The organism is Dolichospermum planctonicum, assembly GCF_005402965.1.
Lineage (GTDB): Bacteria > Cyanobacteriota > Cyanobacteriia > Cyanobacteriales > Nostocaceae > Dolichospermum > Dolichospermum planctonicum.
In genome coordinates, this window is record NZ_BJCF01000020.1 from 58,426 (window position 1) to 75,157 (window position 16,732).

General features: G+C 35.1%; 14 protein-coding genes. All 14 read left to right on the forward strand.

All coding sequences use genetic code 11. The features are described 5' to 3' along the window. Positions 1 to 2 precede the first annotated feature (2 nt). The 14 genes from FFO06_RS10715 to FFO06_RS10780 all read left to right on the forward strand — a co-directional run bounded on the left by FFO06_RS10715 (position 3) and on the right by FFO06_RS10780 (position 16,540). Entirely contained in the window at positions 3 to 2,363 is a 2,361-nt protein-coding gene (locus tag FFO06_RS10715; RefSeq protein WP_137908029.1) for a hypothetical protein, read from the forward strand. 194 nt (positions 2,364 to 2,557) lie between these two features. Further along, a complete protein-coding gene (locus FFO06_RS10720) occupies positions 2,558 to 4,114 on the forward strand; it encodes a hypothetical protein (RefSeq protein WP_137908030.1) in 1,557 nt (518 codons plus the stop codon). Positions 4,115 to 4,191: 77 nt separating this feature from the next. Then, positions 4,192 to 4,647, forward strand: a complete 456-nt coding sequence (locus FFO06_RS10725) for a hypothetical protein (RefSeq protein WP_137908031.1) — start codon at positions 4,192 to 4,194, stop codon at positions 4,645 to 4,647. A gap of 849 nt (positions 4,648 to 5,496) precedes the next feature. Further along, positions 5,497 to 5,718: a hypothetical protein gene (locus tag FFO06_RS10730; protein WP_137908032.1), complete on the forward strand. Its 222-nt coding sequence runs from the start codon at positions 5,497 to 5,499 to the stop codon at positions 5,716 to 5,718. Positions 5,719 to 5,810: 92 nt separating this feature from the next. Then, positions 5,811 to 5,942 (forward strand): hypothetical protein, encoded by a 132-nt coding sequence (locus FFO06_RS22310; protein ID WP_255501485.1) that lies wholly within the window; start codon positions 5,811 to 5,813, stop codon positions 5,940 to 5,942. Positions 5,943 to 6,003: 61 nt separating this feature from the next. After that, positions 6,004 to 7,143: a hypothetical protein gene (locus FFO06_RS10740; protein ID WP_137908033.1), complete on the forward strand. Its 1,140-nt coding sequence runs from the start codon at positions 6,004 to 6,006 to the stop codon at positions 7,141 to 7,143. After that, entirely contained in the window at positions 7,085 to 8,365 is a 1,281-nt protein-coding gene (locus FFO06_RS10745) for a vWA domain-containing protein (RefSeq protein ID WP_236097123.1), read from the forward strand. The genes FFO06_RS10740 and FFO06_RS10745 overlap by 59 nt, the downstream gene beginning before the upstream one ends. Before the next feature lie 4 nt (positions 8,366 to 8,369). Then, positions 8,370 to 9,176 carry a hypothetical protein gene (locus FFO06_RS10750; RefSeq protein WP_137908034.1) on the forward strand — a complete coding sequence of 269 codons (807 nt, stop codon included), beginning with the start codon at positions 8,370 to 8,372 and terminating at the stop codon, positions 9,174 to 9,176. A gap of 68 nt (positions 9,177 to 9,244) precedes the next feature. After that, positions 9,245 to 10,552 carry a hypothetical protein gene (locus FFO06_RS10755; RefSeq protein ID WP_137908035.1) on the forward strand — a complete coding sequence of 436 codons (1,308 nt, stop codon included), beginning with the start codon at positions 9,245 to 9,247 and terminating at the stop codon, positions 10,550 to 10,552. 92 nt (positions 10,553 to 10,644) lie between these two features. Beyond that, positions 10,645 to 11,703 (forward strand): ARC6/PARC6 family protein, encoded by a 1,059-nt coding sequence (locus FFO06_RS10760; protein ID WP_236097124.1) that lies wholly within the window; start codon positions 10,645 to 10,647, stop codon positions 11,701 to 11,703. Next, positions 11,700 to 13,241 (forward strand): serine hydrolase, encoded by a 1,542-nt coding sequence (locus FFO06_RS10765; RefSeq protein ID WP_236097125.1) that lies wholly within the window; start codon positions 11,700 to 11,702, stop codon positions 13,239 to 13,241. Before FFO06_RS10760 ends, FFO06_RS10765 begins: the two co-directional genes overlap by 4 nt. A gap of 17 nt (positions 13,242 to 13,258) precedes the next feature. After that, positions 13,259 to 14,731, forward strand: a complete 1,473-nt coding sequence (locus FFO06_RS10770; protein ID WP_137908036.1) for a vWA domain-containing protein — start codon at positions 13,259 to 13,261, stop codon at positions 14,729 to 14,731. After that, positions 14,724 to 15,107 carry a hypothetical protein gene (locus FFO06_RS10775; protein ID WP_137908037.1) on the forward strand — a complete coding sequence of 128 codons (384 nt, stop codon included), beginning with the start codon at positions 14,724 to 14,726 and terminating at the stop codon, positions 15,105 to 15,107. Before FFO06_RS10770 ends, FFO06_RS10775 begins: the two co-directional genes overlap by 8 nt. Before the next feature lie 41 nt (positions 15,108 to 15,148). Further along, positions 15,149 to 16,540 (forward strand): vWA domain-containing protein, encoded by a 1,392-nt coding sequence (locus FFO06_RS10780; protein ID WP_137908038.1) that lies wholly within the window; start codon positions 15,149 to 15,151, stop codon positions 16,538 to 16,540. The last annotated feature ends 192 nt before the right edge of the window (positions 16,541 to 16,732 follow it).

Genomic DNA, 16,732 nt, shown 5'->3' on the forward strand with positions numbered 1-16,732 from the left:
ACATGAGTTCACCAAATATTGAAATTCACGAATTTAGTACAGGTATTCACGTTCAAGAAAGGGCTAATGGTTGGGTGTCTCTGGGTTTTACCGGACAATACATGAACGCCACTATTAACCCTATTCCTCCAGTGGTAGAAAGGTCTATTGCTAATCAGGAATTTGCTTTAACTGAAGGATCTTCTACGGAAAAGCCAGCAATTATCGGCCGAATAGTAGGAAGTGGTGATGATGTTTGGTCTGTCATGGCTATTGTCACACGAGGACAGGATGAAACGGGACGCAGTGCGGCTTTTTATCGTTATTTTTTGTGTCAGGGAGATCATAATTTACGGTTTATATTGGCTTGGTGGGAACAAAACCAAAAACCAACATTTAACCCCTTAGATTTTCAAGATAGTCCTTTTTTATTTATGAAAGAATCAGGTTTACCTGAAGTGACAAATGAGGATAAATCTTTACCGTTTGCACAAGATCAAGCAATAGTATTACCAGCAGAAAATCAACATGATTTATATACTCTTAACGCTTTAGCAATCACAAAATTTAACAAGTCTAAAAAAGTTTTACCTGTTGCGTGGGCTTTTAATGTAGAAGCATTGGAAAAACCAGAACGGTTTCAGGTAATTCAACCAGCATCACAAAAGGCTTATGAAGGATTAAAACGAGCTATTGCTAATGCTGGTCAGGTTGTTTCAGCAATAAATGTTGATGAAGCAGCCTTAAAATCTGCCATTCGCAGTTTAATCAATAGTTCTACTGTCAAGCCAGAAGTAGTAGAGGAAATTGTTAAAGGGTTAGAAAATAAAGAAGTTACCGCTGAATATTGGGAAAAATTATTTAATGCTCAAGGTGCGGAACAAGCCATTAGACAAAAGATTTATAGTCCCCAAATGGTGCGGTTAATAACCCTAAGAGCAATGGTAAATCCAAAAACATTACCGCAGTTTTTAGCATGGTTGAATATTCAAGGGGGTAAAAAACCTGACCAGCATCAAACTATATCTTTAGAGTTGCAAAAAGCTATTCGGGGTTTATTACCTAAGGAACAACTTGCAAAAGGGATTAAATATCTACTATTAGATTTATTAAATCAGAAAATATCTGTAGATAGTCTTTGTTGGTTATTAACAACAAATGGTAGTGCTTGGATTTATGCACAAAAACAATTTATTGCTGATATTCAGGCTGATTTACAACTAATTGATGATCATTTTTCTAGTCCTAAGACTGCATACAAAAGCAGTTCCTACCCTAATCCTAATTCAGTATTCCCTAGCAGTTCTTCTGTGGGTTCTGAAAATGATTTACAACTCCATCATCTTCAACCACCAATTAAAAAGGATTCATGGCAAAATAATTTTAAATGCCAAAAGCAAATTTGGGCAACTTTAATCAATAGTTGGCAAGGTATTCGACAAGGATACTACAAAGGGGAAGAATATCAACCTTTTGCTGAATTATTTAAAAAGTTCAGAGAATATGATTTAGCTGCATATTTTTATCAAGTGAGTGATGGAATAGTTGACAAAGATTTATATGATGAAGTAGCTAATCAACAACATCGTCGCTCACCTGTTGTTTTTGGTTTACGTCTTGAACCGAAAAAGAATTTAATTGATCATGTTCTTGATTTTATTACTATGGAGGTTGATATGAAAATTCAATTTGTTGTTCCTATTTCACTATTCATCTTAGTCAGTGGTTGGTTTATCGGTGCAAAAAATTGGGAATCTTATACTAGTGCAACTGATATTGAAAAATCTTTGTGTAGCAAGACTTTTGAAAAAGATGATCAAAACAAAGATATTAAAAACTGTCAGGTTATAGTTTTAAATCAAGGTTATAGTTTTAGTGAAATCAAGCAATTAGTTCCAGCAGTTGTGGATGATATTGTTAGTGAAAAAACAAAACCAGATCAAACACCTAATAAACCACAAGAATCAACAACATCATCAACAGTAGCAAAAAAAGAAGAAGAAGATATAAAAAAAGCAGTCATAGACAAGCTGGGAAATATTTTGTATCCAAACAATACAGCATTTCAATATGAGGATTTAGATTCTGGTAAAGAAACGACAGATTTAGCGATTCAAAAGCAATGGGTGACAGCAATTTATAATTATCAAATTAAAAAGAATGTAACATATCAAAAAATTATTGCAGATGCAAATAATGGGAGTGGAGACAATCAATGTAACCTGCAAATTGGGATATGTTTATGGCCATTGGGACAGAACACTACTACTAGTAATGGTACTGATGATGTAAGAAGTTCTGAGCTTTACAAAAAATTGAAAAATGATATTTCAGCAGCCATGAAACCACAACAGCCAAAAGTCAATAATAAAACCAATCCGTGAGGTAGTAGAGTTAAATTACTCCACCTAGTCCCCCGGATGTATTGGAGGGAGATTGTTCCCTTTGCAAAAAGGTGGGGTAAAACGAGATTTTGTCGTAATTCACTGTGTCCACACCGTAGCGGGGAATTGATTCCCCGTCTGACTGATTGACTGACGGGCTAAAAAAATTTACTAAAAGCTAATTTACGAAATCAATGAACTTAGAAACATCACTAAGACCAGCCATAAGGAAATTAATCCACAGTTCCCAAGTCAAACCGGAAGCGGTGGGGGTAATTGTAGCAGGGTTAGAAAATGAGAATGTCACTGCTGAAGACTGGGAAACTCTATTTAATAAAGAAGGTGCTGAAATTGCCATCAAACAAAAAATTTATAGTCCCCAATTGGTGCGGTTAATAACCCTAAGAGCAATAGTAATTCCAGAAACATTACCGGAGTTTTTAGCATGGTTGAATATGCAAAGGGTTAAGAAACTTGACCAGCATCAAACTATATCTTTAGAGTTGCAAAAAGATATTGGGCTTTTATTTCCTCGTCCTCAAGAGCAACTAACAAAAGGGATTAACTATCTACTAATGAATTTATTGAATCAGCAAATATCGGTAGATTGTGTATATTGGTTATTAACCACAGATGGTAGTGCTTGGGCTTATGCTCAAAAAGAGTTTATTACCGATGTTAAATATGATTTACAATTAATTGATGATTATTCTACTGGACAACTGGACCAGAAATTTTTTAACCGTCTTAAAAGTCGAAAGCAAATTTGGGCAACTTTAATAAGTAATTGGCAAGGTATTCAAAAAGGAAATCATAAAAGCGAAGAATATCAACCTTTAGCTGAATTATTGGCAAGGTTAAAAGAATATGAGTTGGCTGCATATTTTTATCAAGTGAGTCAAGGCAATGTTAATAACGATTTATTTTATAAGATGGCTTATGAAAAATATCTCCAAATTCATCCCCATCCTACTAATGTACCTTATCAAAAATACCGCAACTCTCATATTACTGTTTACGGCTTACAGATTAAACGGAAACCGACATTGGTTGAATTTATAGATCATGTTCTTTATTTTATTACTCTGGAGGTTGATATGAAAATTCGATTTGTTGTTCCTATTTCACTATTAATCTTAGTCAGTGGTTGGTTTATCGGTGCAAAAAGTTGGGAATCTTATACCGATAAAACTGATATTGAAAAATCTTTGTGTAGCAAGACTTTTGAAAAAGATGATAAAAACAAAGATATTAAAAACTGTCAGGTTATAGTTTTAAATCCAGGTTATAGTTTTAGTGAAATCAAGCAATTAATTCCAGCGGTTGTGAAGGATGTTATTAATGAAAAAACAAAACAAAATCCAGGAGCAGTAGAACAAACAGAAGAAAATATAAAAAAAGAAGTCCTAGAAAAGTTAGAAAGTTTAACAGGAAGTACAGCACTTCAATATGAGGATTTAAACTCTGGTAACGAACCGACTTTAGAGAGTCAAAAGCAATGGGTGACAGCAATTTATAATTATCAAATTAAAAAGAATGAAACATATAAAAAAATTATTGCAGATGCAAATAATGGGAGTGGAGACAATCAATGTAACCTGCAAATTGGGATATGTTTATGGCCATTGGGACAGAACACTACTACTAGTAATGGTGTTAATGATGTAAGAAGTTCTGAGCTTTACAAAAAATTGAAAAATGATATTTCAGCAGCCATGAAACCACAACAGTCAACAGTCAACAGTCAATAATAAAACCAATCCGTGAGGTAGTAGAGTTAAATTACGCCACCTAGTCCCCCGGATGTATTGGTGGGAGATTGTTCCCTTTGCAAAAAGGTGGGGTAAAAAAGAATTTAATTGATCATGTTCTTGATTTGATTACTTTGGAGGTGGATATGAAAATTCAATTTGTTGTTCCTGTTTCACTATTAATCTTAGTCAGTGGTTCGTTTATTGATGTCAAAAATTGGCAATCTTCTACTAGTGCTATTGATATTGAAAAATCTTTGTGTAGCAAGACTTTCCACGATGATGAAAACTGTCCGGTTAGAGTTTTAGAGCCAGAGACAAGTTATGCTTTTAGTGCAATCAAGCCATTAGTTCCAGTGGTTGTAGATGATGTTATTGATGAAAAAACAAAACCAAATCAAATACCTAACAACATTAACAAAAACGGTCAAGAAATATCACGAACACAACTAAGACGAAAAAACAGAAGAACATATACGAGAAGAGGTCCTAGAAAAGTTAGAAAGAGTTTTAACAGGAAGTACAGGCCTTAAGTAGGTTGGCGTTAAAAATTGTCGTTATGACAGGGGAAGAGGTGACAGGTGACAGGGGACAGGTGACAGGGGACAGGTGACAGGGGACAGGGGAAGAGGTGACAGGGGACAGGTGACAGGTGACAGGGGACAGGGAAGAGGGAAGAGGGAAGAGGTAAGAGGGAAGAGGTAAGAGGGAAGAGGTAAGAGGGAAGAGGTAAGAGGGAAGAGGTAAGAGGGAAGAGGTAAGAGGGAAGAGGTAAGAGGTAAGAGGGAAGAGGGAAGAGGGAAGAGGGAAGAGGGAAGAGGGAAGAGGTAAGAGGGAAGAGGGAAGAGGGAAGAGGTAAGAGGGAAGAGGGAAGAGGTAAGAGGGAAGAGGGAAGAGGGAAGAGGGAAGAGGCTTCGCCGTGAGCGTCAGCCGAACGGTTTTGGGCAATTTTACTTTTCGTTACTTATGTCGGTTTTTTCCGTTCACTTACTTAGTTCGTAAAAAAGTTCCGTAATTTTACCCCACGAAAGTCCCCCTCAAGGGGGGAAATAAGAAAATATGGTTTTTTTCTATAAGGGGGGAAATAAAAAAATACTGAATTGTTGTACAATGTGGGGGGATGTTTTAAACGTGGTGTCCGGTAATTTTACTCCACGAAAGTCCCTCTCAAGGGGGGGAAATAAGAAAATATGGTTTTTTATAAGGAGGGGAAATAAAAAATACAAAAAATACTGAATTGTTGTAAAATATAAATACTGCATTGAAAATGATAAATTGCAAAAACGCCACAGTGAAACCATCATTTCCTGGGGAATGCTACCCTAAGGAAGTTTGTAAATTTATAGGTTTCCTTTCTTTACTGACAATAAGAGGATAAAAAAATGAATACTAAATTACTTGATTCCCTGATTCAAATTATTAACTCTTTAAATGATGAAGAAAAAAAGATCATCTCTCAAAATATAACTACATCGTTTCCTGTGCAGCAAAATAATTCTATAAATTTAGAAAATGAACCATTTATTGGCATGTGGAAAGATAGAAAAGATATGGAAGATAGTAATCAATGGTTGCGTCAGTTAAGACAAAATCAGTGGAAATAGAAGATGAATAACATTATTGTTGTAGATACCGATATTTTAATTGACTCTGCTAGAAGTATTCAAGTTGCTATTGATAAACTTGAATCATTAAATTGAGTCATGGGCTATTAATTCCTGACGCTTTTATTGCAGCAATAGCAATTAGTATTAATGGTTATTTACTAAGCAAAAATCAAAGTGATTATCGCTTTATTAACGAACTCAATTTACACCCTTATCCCTAAAAATTAATCTAAAAATTAATATTTAAGATTAATATTTAAGCAACTAAAGGATACAGCAACCATGAGAATCTACCTTTACATACTAGCCGGCATGACATCGGCTTTACTAGGCTGGAATATAGGTCAATTTTTCCTCACAGATTTGGGGTTATTCACGCAATTTCCCGAAATTACCCTTTTTCCCTGTATAGCGGTTTCCCTGGCTTTTGGTATGGTAATGAATGAAATATTTATTAGTAACCCCACCAGACCAAAACGCAGTTTTCAAACGGCACAAAAGCCCCTATTAATAGCTTTGGGTTTAGGGATACTTTCTGGTTTAATTGCTGGTATTATTTCCCAAATCCTGTTTTTACCAATTATTAGTGTACCGACTCCCATTGTGAGAACGTTAGGATGGTTATTAATTGGTAGTTCGGTGGGTATTGCAGAGGGTTTAAGTTGGCGTTGGTACAGCATGGAGGCGGGGAGTAAAAAACGCTTTCAACAAAGACTAAAAACCAGCTTCATTGCTGCTAGTGGGGCAAGTCTTGCCGCAGCAATTATATTTGAGATCATTCGCGTTATATTGGGGACAATGCCGGCACAATTCAAGGGTGTAGAAGATCCTATTGGTTTTTCTATTTTAGGTTTATTACTGGGTGGGGTTTTTAGTCTCACTAACTCCCCTAGTTATCTCGCGGCTTTGCGGGCTGGTCGTGGTTTTGAATATAGGGAGATTAAACCAGATATTAAACCAAACATTCAACTAAACATTCAACCAGACACTAAAAATCATGATCAGGACTCGGAACTACCCACCCTTAACCAATCTTATCCCTACATTAATAAATCGGTGCTTTCTTTTGTCACACCACATGATAGCCTGAATGAGGATGAAATAGAAGAAGGTTTATCTATCTCATTACCGGGAAATCAGACTATTACCATTGGTTCTAGTATTGACAGCACTATTTCTATTCCTGGTCTACCTCCCCACCTGGCCGATATTCAATTAGAAAACCGGACGGCGCTGCTTATTCCTGATAAACAGTTCTTTTATGCCATAGAAATAAATAGTGTCCGTACAAAATCTCGAAAGATGATCCCTTTGAAGCATAATTATGTATTGACCTTTTACACCATTGAGGGAGATGAGATTAATGAGGAAAAATATTATCGCTTTGTCTACTACAACCGCTTTTTGGACCCCCAGGCTTAGTCTATCCTTGTTGTTGCTTCTGACTATGGTTTGTCCTAGTTTAGCCCAGGTAAAAAAGGCAGAAATCATTGGTAGTCCCACATTTAAGGATGACAAAGTAACAATTAGAATTAAGGTCAAAGGTGGAGATGATAGGCCTGTCATGGGTTTGGAAGATACTAATTTTAAATTGACGGTTGATAAAAAGGAGGTCCAGGTTAAACCTAAAGATTGGAAAAGCCCAGAAGAGACTGTACCTCCTCCCGCTTGGATTGTAGTTCTACTAGATTTTAGTGGCAGTATGAATCAAGTAGATAGTGGTGGCACTAAAAAAATAGCGGGTGCGATTAATGCAATTCGTGAATTTACTAAAATTTCTGCTGAACGGGGTGGAAATACTCAAATTTCTATTGTTCCTTTTGGTAAAGCTGGTAGTAAGTGTCCCGAATCCCCTGTAAATAAAGAAACTCTGGATAAATTTTTGGCGGCCAATGATTTTAAACTGCAAAATAATCTGGATTATCTCAAAAGTTTGACTCCCTGTGCGTCTACAGATTTATATGAACCTTTAACCAAAGCGGTGAAGTTTTTAGGTAATTCTGAGGACTCCCGTTTTTCTTTACCAGAAAATTCTTTCCAACCACAACCTAGATTATCAATAATTCTCCTGTCTGACGGATATCACAATGTACCTAATGAGGGGGCTGATTTTGCAGCTTTAACTAAGTTGCTGAAAAGACATGAAAATATTACGGTACATACTTTAGGTTATGGGTTGACACCGGAACAATTAGGTGTAAAATATAAATTGGGCAAACCTGCTACTCGTGCTGATTTGAAAAAGGGTAAGGTACCAGAGGCAGAATTTGTAGACCAAAAAAGACTAGCGGAAATTGCTAAATTAACGGGGGGAATTGCGGAGTTTTCTGGTAATGCGGAAAGGATAGCCGAGAACTTGCAATTATTTCTGAATGCGTTGTTAGGAGAGTATGAAATTACCTTTACTCAACAGGAAGCAGAACGGGGTTCTAAACATCAGGTGCAGGTGAAAGTGAGTTCTCAAAAAGGTAAAGCTAAGGAGTCGCAAATCATAGAATATATTATGCCTGTCTTTGGGCGATCGCTGCCTTTGGGAGTACGTCTGATTATGGTCATATCGGTGTTATTAATAGTTATAATTGGTGGGGTAGTCCCTTTTCACTATTGGGGAAAATATCTCAAAGCAGAAGCACAAAGAGATTAATAATATGGGTGTATTTGCAAAATATGGGCGAATATTTTTATTTTCTTTGAGTCTTTATTTTGTCACTGCTTGTTCTCAAAATCAGCTAGGAAATCAAGTCATTACTTCCCAATGTCCTACTCAACCAACAGCAGTTTTAGAAACCAACAATGTTAAAGCTATTTCTCTAGGTTCTCAGGCTATTAAGGAAACAGGTATGGTGACTAATAATAAATCCCTTGGTTATACTTTTACGGCTAAATCTGGTGACAAACTGGTTTATCAAACTAATCAAGATGTTTGTATTTGGGTTTATACACCAAATAATCAATTAATTACTAATTCTATTTTACCTCTGGATGGTAAATATACTGTTCAAGTGGCTGCTATGAAGGGTTCTACTACCTTTGATTTAGGATTGGAATTAGAAAACGATGCAGATAAATCATTATCATCAGTAGAACCAACACCTTTAGAAACTAGTCAAACACCTTTAGAAACCAGTCAAACTAATATAGAAAATTCACCCAGAAAAGATGCGGCTGATTTTATTAGAAATCATTATTTATCTTTAAACAACCGTGAATATAGTCAAACGAGGAATCAACTATCAAATCAGTTTAAAAATAAATATTCTGGTACTTATGCAGAATATCAACAATGGTGGGATAGTGTGAAAGAAATAAAAATTGGTGATGTTAAAATTGTCAATGATAATGGTGATAATGTTACTTTAGATGTAGAATTATGGTATTATATGAATAATGGGAAAACTGTTCAAGATTCTCGCAATCGTATTTATTTAATCTGGAGTCAAAATGATAGTACATGATTAATTAATGATAAATCCGCACCATGATGAAAATTAATTCTTGTTTAGCAAACCTGAGATGATTTAATATGTTGAAAAATTTGGTTGTGTACTCTACCTGTTTATCAGTTATCGGTTGTCAAACAATAAAAAATCCTCTAGCCAATGTTTCCTCTGTTTCCTCTAATGCTATCAGTTCCTCTGGTTGTGGGGAAAAACCTATGGTTTCCTTGAGTGGAAAAGATGTAGAGGAGGTTGTATTAAATGAAAGTACAGTTACTAAGTCTGGTCAAGTTAGTGCTAGTAAAAATGTTGGTTATACCTTTACAGCAACAACAGGACAAAAGTTAAGTTATAATACAGATGCGGATGTTTGTCTTTGGGTATTTACTCCAGATAACGCAATTTTCAAAGGTGGAGAGTTACCCAGAAATGGTAAATATATTATTCAAGTTGCTGCACCTCAAGGGGTAAAAACCTTTGATTTAGTATTGCAATTGGAGAATAATACACCAACTACTAGTTTATCATCTTCTCCTATTCCCACACCTGTGGAAACAAATCAGGTTGCTATAATTCCCAAATCTAAAACCACGCTAACAAGACAAAAAAGAAATTTATCCACTGTATCAGCGGCAGATATAGATAATGTTAATAGACCATCACCGGAAATATTTATCAACAATTACTATACAAAGCTAAATGAAAACAATTATACAGAGGCTTGGAGTTTTTTGGCGACTGAATTACAGGAAAATTCTACATCTCATCCTAAAGGTTATCAATCCTATATAGAATGGTGGGAACAAATTAATAATATTAATGTAGAAATAATTAGTTCCTCTTCTCAAAATAAAACTGCAAAAGTCAAAGTGCGATGTAAAAATGATTTAAAAAATGGGAGTAAAATTTATGGAGATGTTCTATACTACCTGAGATGGAATGAAACAGACAATAATTGGCGAATTATTAATATTCAACTAATCTCTTCTTCAACAACAACATCTAATTTATCTGTAAATGAGTCTCAACCTACTCCTTCAGTATCAGATAATGTTAATAGACTATCACCTGCGAAAGCTATAGAAGATTACTATACTAAAATTAATAATCAAGATTATCAAACAGCTTGGGATATTTATCCCACCACAGTCAAAGAAAATAAAGAATTACATCCAGATGGTTACAACTCTTTTATTAAATGGTGGACACAAGTTGATCATGTAAATATTAACAGAGTTAAGATTGAAAAAGAAAGTTATGATAATGCTATCGTCAATATTGGTACTCACTATAAAATGAAAAGTGGGAAAATTTCTCCTATTAAACTCAAGTTTTATCTAGCTTGGAACAAAGAATATCAAAGGTGGTATGTTACTAAAATTAAACATAAATAATTTATCAAAAAACATGAAAACCCGTTAATTAATGATAAATCCGCACCATGATTAAAATTAATTCTTGTTTAGCAAACCTGAGATGATTTAATATGTTGAAAAATTTAGTTGTGTACTCTACCTGTTTATCGGTTATCGGTTGTCAAACAATAGAAAATCCTCTAACTAATGTTTCCTCTAATGCTATCAGTTCCTCTGGTTGTGGGGAAAAACCTATGGTTTCCTTGAGTGCAAAAGATGTAGAGGAGGTTGTATTAAATGAAAGTACAGTTACTAAGTCTGGTCAAGTTAGTGCTAGTAAAAATGTTGGTTATACCTTTACCGCAAAAACAGGACAAAAGTTAAGTTATAATACAGATGCGGATGTTTGTCTTTGGGTATTTACTCCAGATAATGCAATTTTCAAAGGTGGAGAGTTACCGAAAAATGGTAAATATATTATTCAAGTTGCTGCACCTCAAGGGGTAAAAACCTTTGATTTAACAATGGGTTTAGGAGTTTTAGAGACTGCTGCTAGTACCCCTACTGTATCACCCACTGATACTCCTGAAGCAACTTCTGAAAATACTCCTGAAAGTGAAAATACTTCTAAAAATACTCCTGAAAGTGAAAGGACTTCTGAAAAGACTTCTAAAAATACTTCTAAAAGTGAAAGGACTTCTAAAAATACTCCTGAAAATACTTCTGAAAATAATAATTATCAATCTAGTTCAGAAAAAAATAATATCCAACCGGATAATATCCAACCGGAAAATGATATTTCTCAAGAACAAGCATTAGAATTAGTCGAGAAATGGTATGCAGCTAAACCCAGAATCTTTGGTCCACCTTATGATACTGCTTTAGTTAATCAATTAGCAACAGGAAAACTGTATACGTTTACAACTAAAGCGGATGGACCTGTTGCTTGGTTAGAAAAAAATGATGCTTATTATAAATACAATATTTCTGAGGTGAAGCAAGTTATTAATTTTTCTAATTCTGGCAAACGACCTTATATAACAGTTAGGGTTTTTGAAGAAATGTATTTATATGGAAAGAATGGAATTGACAGAGAAAGTTCAGGTTCTTATACCAATAATTTTATTTACGTTTTTGAAAAAGAAAACGGAATTTGGAAAATTTTTGATTACAAAAAGGTGGGCAGATGAATAATAATAATAAAACTCGCAAAATAAGCCGTAAAATAAATATATCAGTTTTGATGAGGAGAATTATTTTCTTATTTTTACTACCGACATCACTCTTTGTAATTGTTTTCAATAAATTTACTCAAAACAAAGCACCAACTAAAATGGTTGACATTAATCAACAAAAATGTCAGGTGATATCACCATTGATATTAACATCTGATATACAAAATTTACATAAAAAAAATACAGCAAACGATAAAACAGTTTGTTTTCGTTTTGAAGGTCAAACTGGAAAAATTATCAACGTTAATTCTAATACTAAGATAATCTTAAAAACACCAGCAAATAAAGAAACTAGTCTTTATGGCAAATATAAATTAATATTACGTGAAAGTGGTAATTATTTGATAATTGTTCCTCCATATAATGATAATAGTGCAAACACTCAAATTTTTGTATATTTAAACAATGAAAATATAGATACTATAAAAGCATTAAAACCTGTACCAACTACTTCTGTATCCATAGAAACTTTGATGCCTACATCACAAAATGAAATGAGATTAATTCAGTCTTATGAATACAATTTACAAAATATAGAAAATAAATATGCAAAGCTAGTTTATAATGTTAAACCTCCACAGTTTAAAAGTAGTGAAAATCTAGATAAAATAGTTAATGATATTGTCAGTTATGTTGAAAATAAAGGTTTACCAAGTAATAAACTATCTGTTAGTTTATTAGAAATAAATCAGCCAGAATTTCCTACTTATGCTGGGCATTCATCGAAAAATCCGAGATTTACCGCAAGTGTAGTAAAATTATTTTGGATGGTTTACTTGTATGGAAATTACAACACTAATAAGTTACAACGAGGAATCATTTCTGAGAAAGATTTAAAAAAAATGATTCAGGATTCAGATAATGAATCTTCTAGTGTGATTGTAGATAAAATCACAGGAACAGAATCAGGTGAATCTTTATCAGGTGAGGAGTTAAAAGAGTGGCTTCAAAAGCGTTTAGCCATGAACTTATTTTTTCAAAATGCTGGTTATTTTTCAATTAATATCAGTCAAAAAGTTTTTCCTACTTCTTATCAAAAAAATGATGCCCCTGTAGGTCGAGATTTACAACTTCGTGATAATGAAATCAACCCTATTCGTAACTATACAAACTCTTATGATATAACGCGTTTATTATATGAAATATATATGGAAAAATCAATTTCTAAAAAATATAGTCGGGAAATGAAAAAATTAATGAAAAGAGATTTATCACCATTAGCTTGGAAAAATAAAGAATTTAATGCTATTGAGGGTTTTTTAGGTGAAAAACTACCTCAAAATGTCAAATTTTATTCAAAAATGGGCTGGAACTCCAAAACTCGTAACGATGCGGCTATTATAGTTAGTCCTGATGAAAAATCTAAATATATATTAGTCGTGTTCGGAGATGATCCAAGTTTTTTTAAAGATAAAACGTTGTTTCCAGAAATATCACGTATGGTTTACGAGAGGATGACTAACAAGGTTAATAGAATATCTAAATCTAATTAAAAAATGCTCATTAAAAAATGAAAAACTTTAACCCATTTAAACGCTTAAAAAATAACAAACCCCTACTATTTGGAATATACGGTGCTAGTGGATGTCTCACAGCCGCAATTCTATTAGGAGAACCATTTTTGGACTTAACCGAAGGTAAATCAAACCCACCTGCTTCCGTCACTCCCCAAGCCATAGTTTTATTAATTGACACATCTGGAAGTATGAGTGATGGAAAATTAACAGAGGTGAAAACAGCAGCTAATAGATTTATAGAACGTCGTGACCTCCAAAAAGATCAACTAGCAGTAGTCAGTTTTGGAGGGGAAATTAAAACCGCTACCCCACTCACACAGGACGCTAACACTTTAAAAAATGCCGTTGATACTCTATCAGAAAGTGGAGGTACACCAATGGCTGAAGGTATTGACGCGGCTTTAGGAGAATTACAAACAACTGCATTAAATAAAAATATCATTTTATTTACCGATGGTGTACCAGATGACCCTAATTTGGCTTATAATTCAGCCTTAGTTACCACAAAAACAGGAGTAAAATTAATTGCAGTTGCTACTGGGGATGCGGATGTAAGTTATTTAACTCAAATTACAGGCGATCTCTCCTTAGTATTTTATGCTAATTCTGGTCAATTTGAGCAAGCATTTCGCAACGCCGAAGCCGCAATTTATAAACAATTACTGGGATCTAATTCCGGCAAAAACTACAGTATCATTGCTTTAGTATTAAGCACTGGTGGTTGGACAGCATTTTTAGCCATGGGAATATCCCTGGCTTTAATTATGGGACAAAACCGCTATACGCGCTTGCCGTTATTAACAGTACGTAAAGGCATTATTAGCACCTTTGGTAGTCTAGCTGCGGGTATGATAGCAGGTGCAACCGGACAAATTGTATTTTTACCTTTCTCCAGTATAGCTGGGTTAGAAATAACTGGGTATATTGTCGCCTGGGTGATTCTGGGTGCATTAGTAGGAGGAGGGACTAGGTTTTTTGTTCCCAATTTAAAACTAAAAAATGCTTTATTAGGTGGAACAGTTGGGGGAGGAATTGGTGGTAGTGGTTTCTTAATTACACGCAGTATTTTTGGCGATGTTTTGGGGCGTTTATCCGGTACGTCTATGATCGGGTTTTTCATTGGTTTAATGATCGCCTGGATAGAACAAAAGCAGTTAGAATCACAACCTTATCTATTAGTAAATTGGACTGCAACGGAACAAACCACCTATTTATTAGGGACAAAGCCAATTTTAATTGGTAGTTCTTTAAATGTAGAAATTCCCTTAAATGCCTCCGATGGATTTACACCGATTACTGCTAAAATCTTTAAAGAAGGAGAAAACATTATTATGCAGTTTGATCAAGAGTATGCAGCTAGAAGAAATATGAAAAAAACCAGTCAAGAACTAAAAGTTGGTGATACCCGCAAATTAGGACAAATCACTATAGAAGTTAAAGATAAGACTGTTACTGCAAATGGTTAAATATACATTTCATCTGCAACCTAAGGATTCACCAGAACGATACAGTTACACTTTAGATCTAAACCCAAGTCAAGAAGATATGCCAGAACAGATTTTTACCCCCGCTATCAAAGAAGATATCCGTGCAACCTTGCAAAAACTCAGCCTGTCAGCCATAAAAGATCATCAACTCAACAACATTATTCAAACTTGGATCAAGGATATTAGAGAAGGATATAGATTTAGTTCTCTGACTCTCAACTTGCGGTTATTAATAGAGGAAAATATTGACCAACTCCAGGAAATGGGAAATCAAGAAATCCCGAAAATAATTGACCCGGATTTATCAGATCTAGAACCTGAATTTGGGATGCTTCCCCCCTTAAATTTTATTTAGTTATTCAATTACTCAATTAATTATTCAATTAGGAAAGAAAAATGCAGAATAATATTAACATTAATATTACTCCCCACCGGGAATTTATGCCAGCCGATACAGCAGCACAAAAATTATTTGTGATGTTGAAATTACGTCCCACCAAAGATATAGCTACCAGTCGTCCCTCCACAACCTTTACCTTTGTCATTGATACTAGTGGATCAATGTATGAGCTAATATTAGGAGAGTCAAAACCAACGGGTATTATTTATGAACAGGATGGTAAAAAATATGAAAAGGTTATCGGTGGAAAATCGAAAATAGATCTAGTCATTGAATCCTTATTAGCATTAGTGCGTTCAGGAAAATTGACAACTAGCGATCGCATTGCTATAGTCCAATTTGATGATCATGCTTCCCAAATTATTGGTTTAACCAGTGCGACAGAAATCAACCACATAGAAACGGCCATTGAGAAACTTCGGGAATTTTCTGGTGGTACACGCATGGGACTAGGATTACGTACTGCTTATGATATTTTAAGTGAACAACAAATGACAGTCAGACGGACTTTGTTATTTACGGACGGACAAACATTTGATGAGGATCAATGTCGGTCAATTTCTAGTAATTTCGCCACTAATAATATCCCCATTACCGCATTGGGAGTGGGAGAATTTAATGAAGACTTACTTACCCATCTTAGCGATACTACAGGGGGAAAATTACTTTATATAGTTCCGGGAAAGGCCATAGGTACACAAATTTCTATCCTCGACTTACCCGATAAAATTATAGACGAATATAGCCAAGCCCAACAAGAGGTTATCACCAACTTAGCTCTAACAGTGAAAACAGTCAAAGGTGTGGAATTGACTCGCATAGTTCGGGCTTACCCGACCCAAGCCGAGTTTCCTATTAATCAAGATCCTCATCCTATAGGAAATGCGATCGCTAATGACGAAACCATATTTATCCTAGAATTTACCATTAATAATCGCCCCGCTGGTCGTGTGCGTATCGCCCAGGTGGGAATGACTTATGATATACCTGGACAAAAAATCCGTGGTGAACTACCACCAGAGAACCTAATTATCCAATTCATTCCTGGACAACAAAATGCAGCCCAAGTCAATCAAGAAGTCATGGATTATGTACAACAATGCAACATAGCCAACCTCGTCAACCAAGCCACAAAAATAGCGGAACAAGATCCACAAAAAGCCGAACAAATATTAGAAACAGCCCGCCGCATGACTGTAAAAATCGGCAATAAAGACATGACCGAATCCTTAAACAACGCCCAGGAAGAACTGCGAAAAACCCGAAAAATATCCGATGGAACTCGCAAAACCGTGAAAATGGGGGCAAAAGGTAAAACCGTAAAAATGGGGGATGATATTAACGAAATGCTTTCAGAAGCAGAAATGAGAAAACTCACAGGAACGTAAATATAGCAGAAGTTAGGAGTGAGACTGATTCAAATATCTAATAAGCTGTTGTGTATTTAATTTGTATAAGTCTGGCGGGCAAGATGCCCACCCCACAAGATTTAACTATTTTAGGATAAGTCTGGCGGGCAAGATGCCCACCCCACAAGATTTAACTATTTTAGGATAAGTCTGGCGGGCAAGATGCCCACC

Excerpts from the sequence above, each read along its gene's own strand:
- FFO06_RS10715 (WP_137908029.1), top strand. The coding sequence starts at position 3 with ATGAGTTCACCAAATATTGAAATTCACGAATTTAGTACAGGTATTCAC.
- FFO06_RS10720 (WP_137908030.1), top strand. The coding sequence starts at position 2,558 with ATGAACTTAGAAACATCACTAAGACCAGCCATAAGGAAATTAATCCAC.
- FFO06_RS10730 (WP_137908032.1), top strand. The coding sequence starts at position 5,497 with ATGAATACTAAATTACTTGATTCCCTGATTCAAATTATTAACTCTTTA.
- FFO06_RS10740 (WP_137908033.1), top strand. The coding sequence starts at position 6,004 with ATGAGAATCTACCTTTACATACTAGCCGGCATGACATCGGCTTTACTA.
- FFO06_RS10745 (WP_236097123.1), top strand. The coding sequence starts at position 7,085 with ATGAGGAAAAATATTATCGCTTTGTCTACTACAACCGCTTTTTGGACC.
- FFO06_RS10750 (WP_137908034.1), top strand. The coding sequence starts at position 8,370 with ATGGGTGTATTTGCAAAATATGGGCGAATATTTTTATTTTCTTTGAGT.
- FFO06_RS10755 (WP_137908035.1), top strand. The coding sequence starts at position 9,245 with ATGTTGAAAAATTTGGTTGTGTACTCTACCTGTTTATCAGTTATCGGT.
- FFO06_RS10760 (WP_236097124.1), top strand. The coding sequence starts at position 10,645 with ATGTTGAAAAATTTAGTTGTGTACTCTACCTGTTTATCGGTTATCGGT.
- FFO06_RS10765 (WP_236097125.1), top strand. The coding sequence starts at position 11,700 with ATGAATAATAATAATAAAACTCGCAAAATAAGCCGTAAAATAAATATA.
- FFO06_RS10770 (WP_137908036.1), top strand. The coding sequence starts at position 13,259 with ATGAAAAACTTTAACCCATTTAAACGCTTAAAAAATAACAAACCCCTA.
- FFO06_RS10775 (WP_137908037.1), top strand. The coding sequence starts at position 14,724 with ATGGTTAAATATACATTTCATCTGCAACCTAAGGATTCACCAGAACGA.
- FFO06_RS10780 (WP_137908038.1), top strand. The coding sequence starts at position 15,149 with ATGCAGAATAATATTAACATTAATATTACTCCCCACCGGGAATTTATG.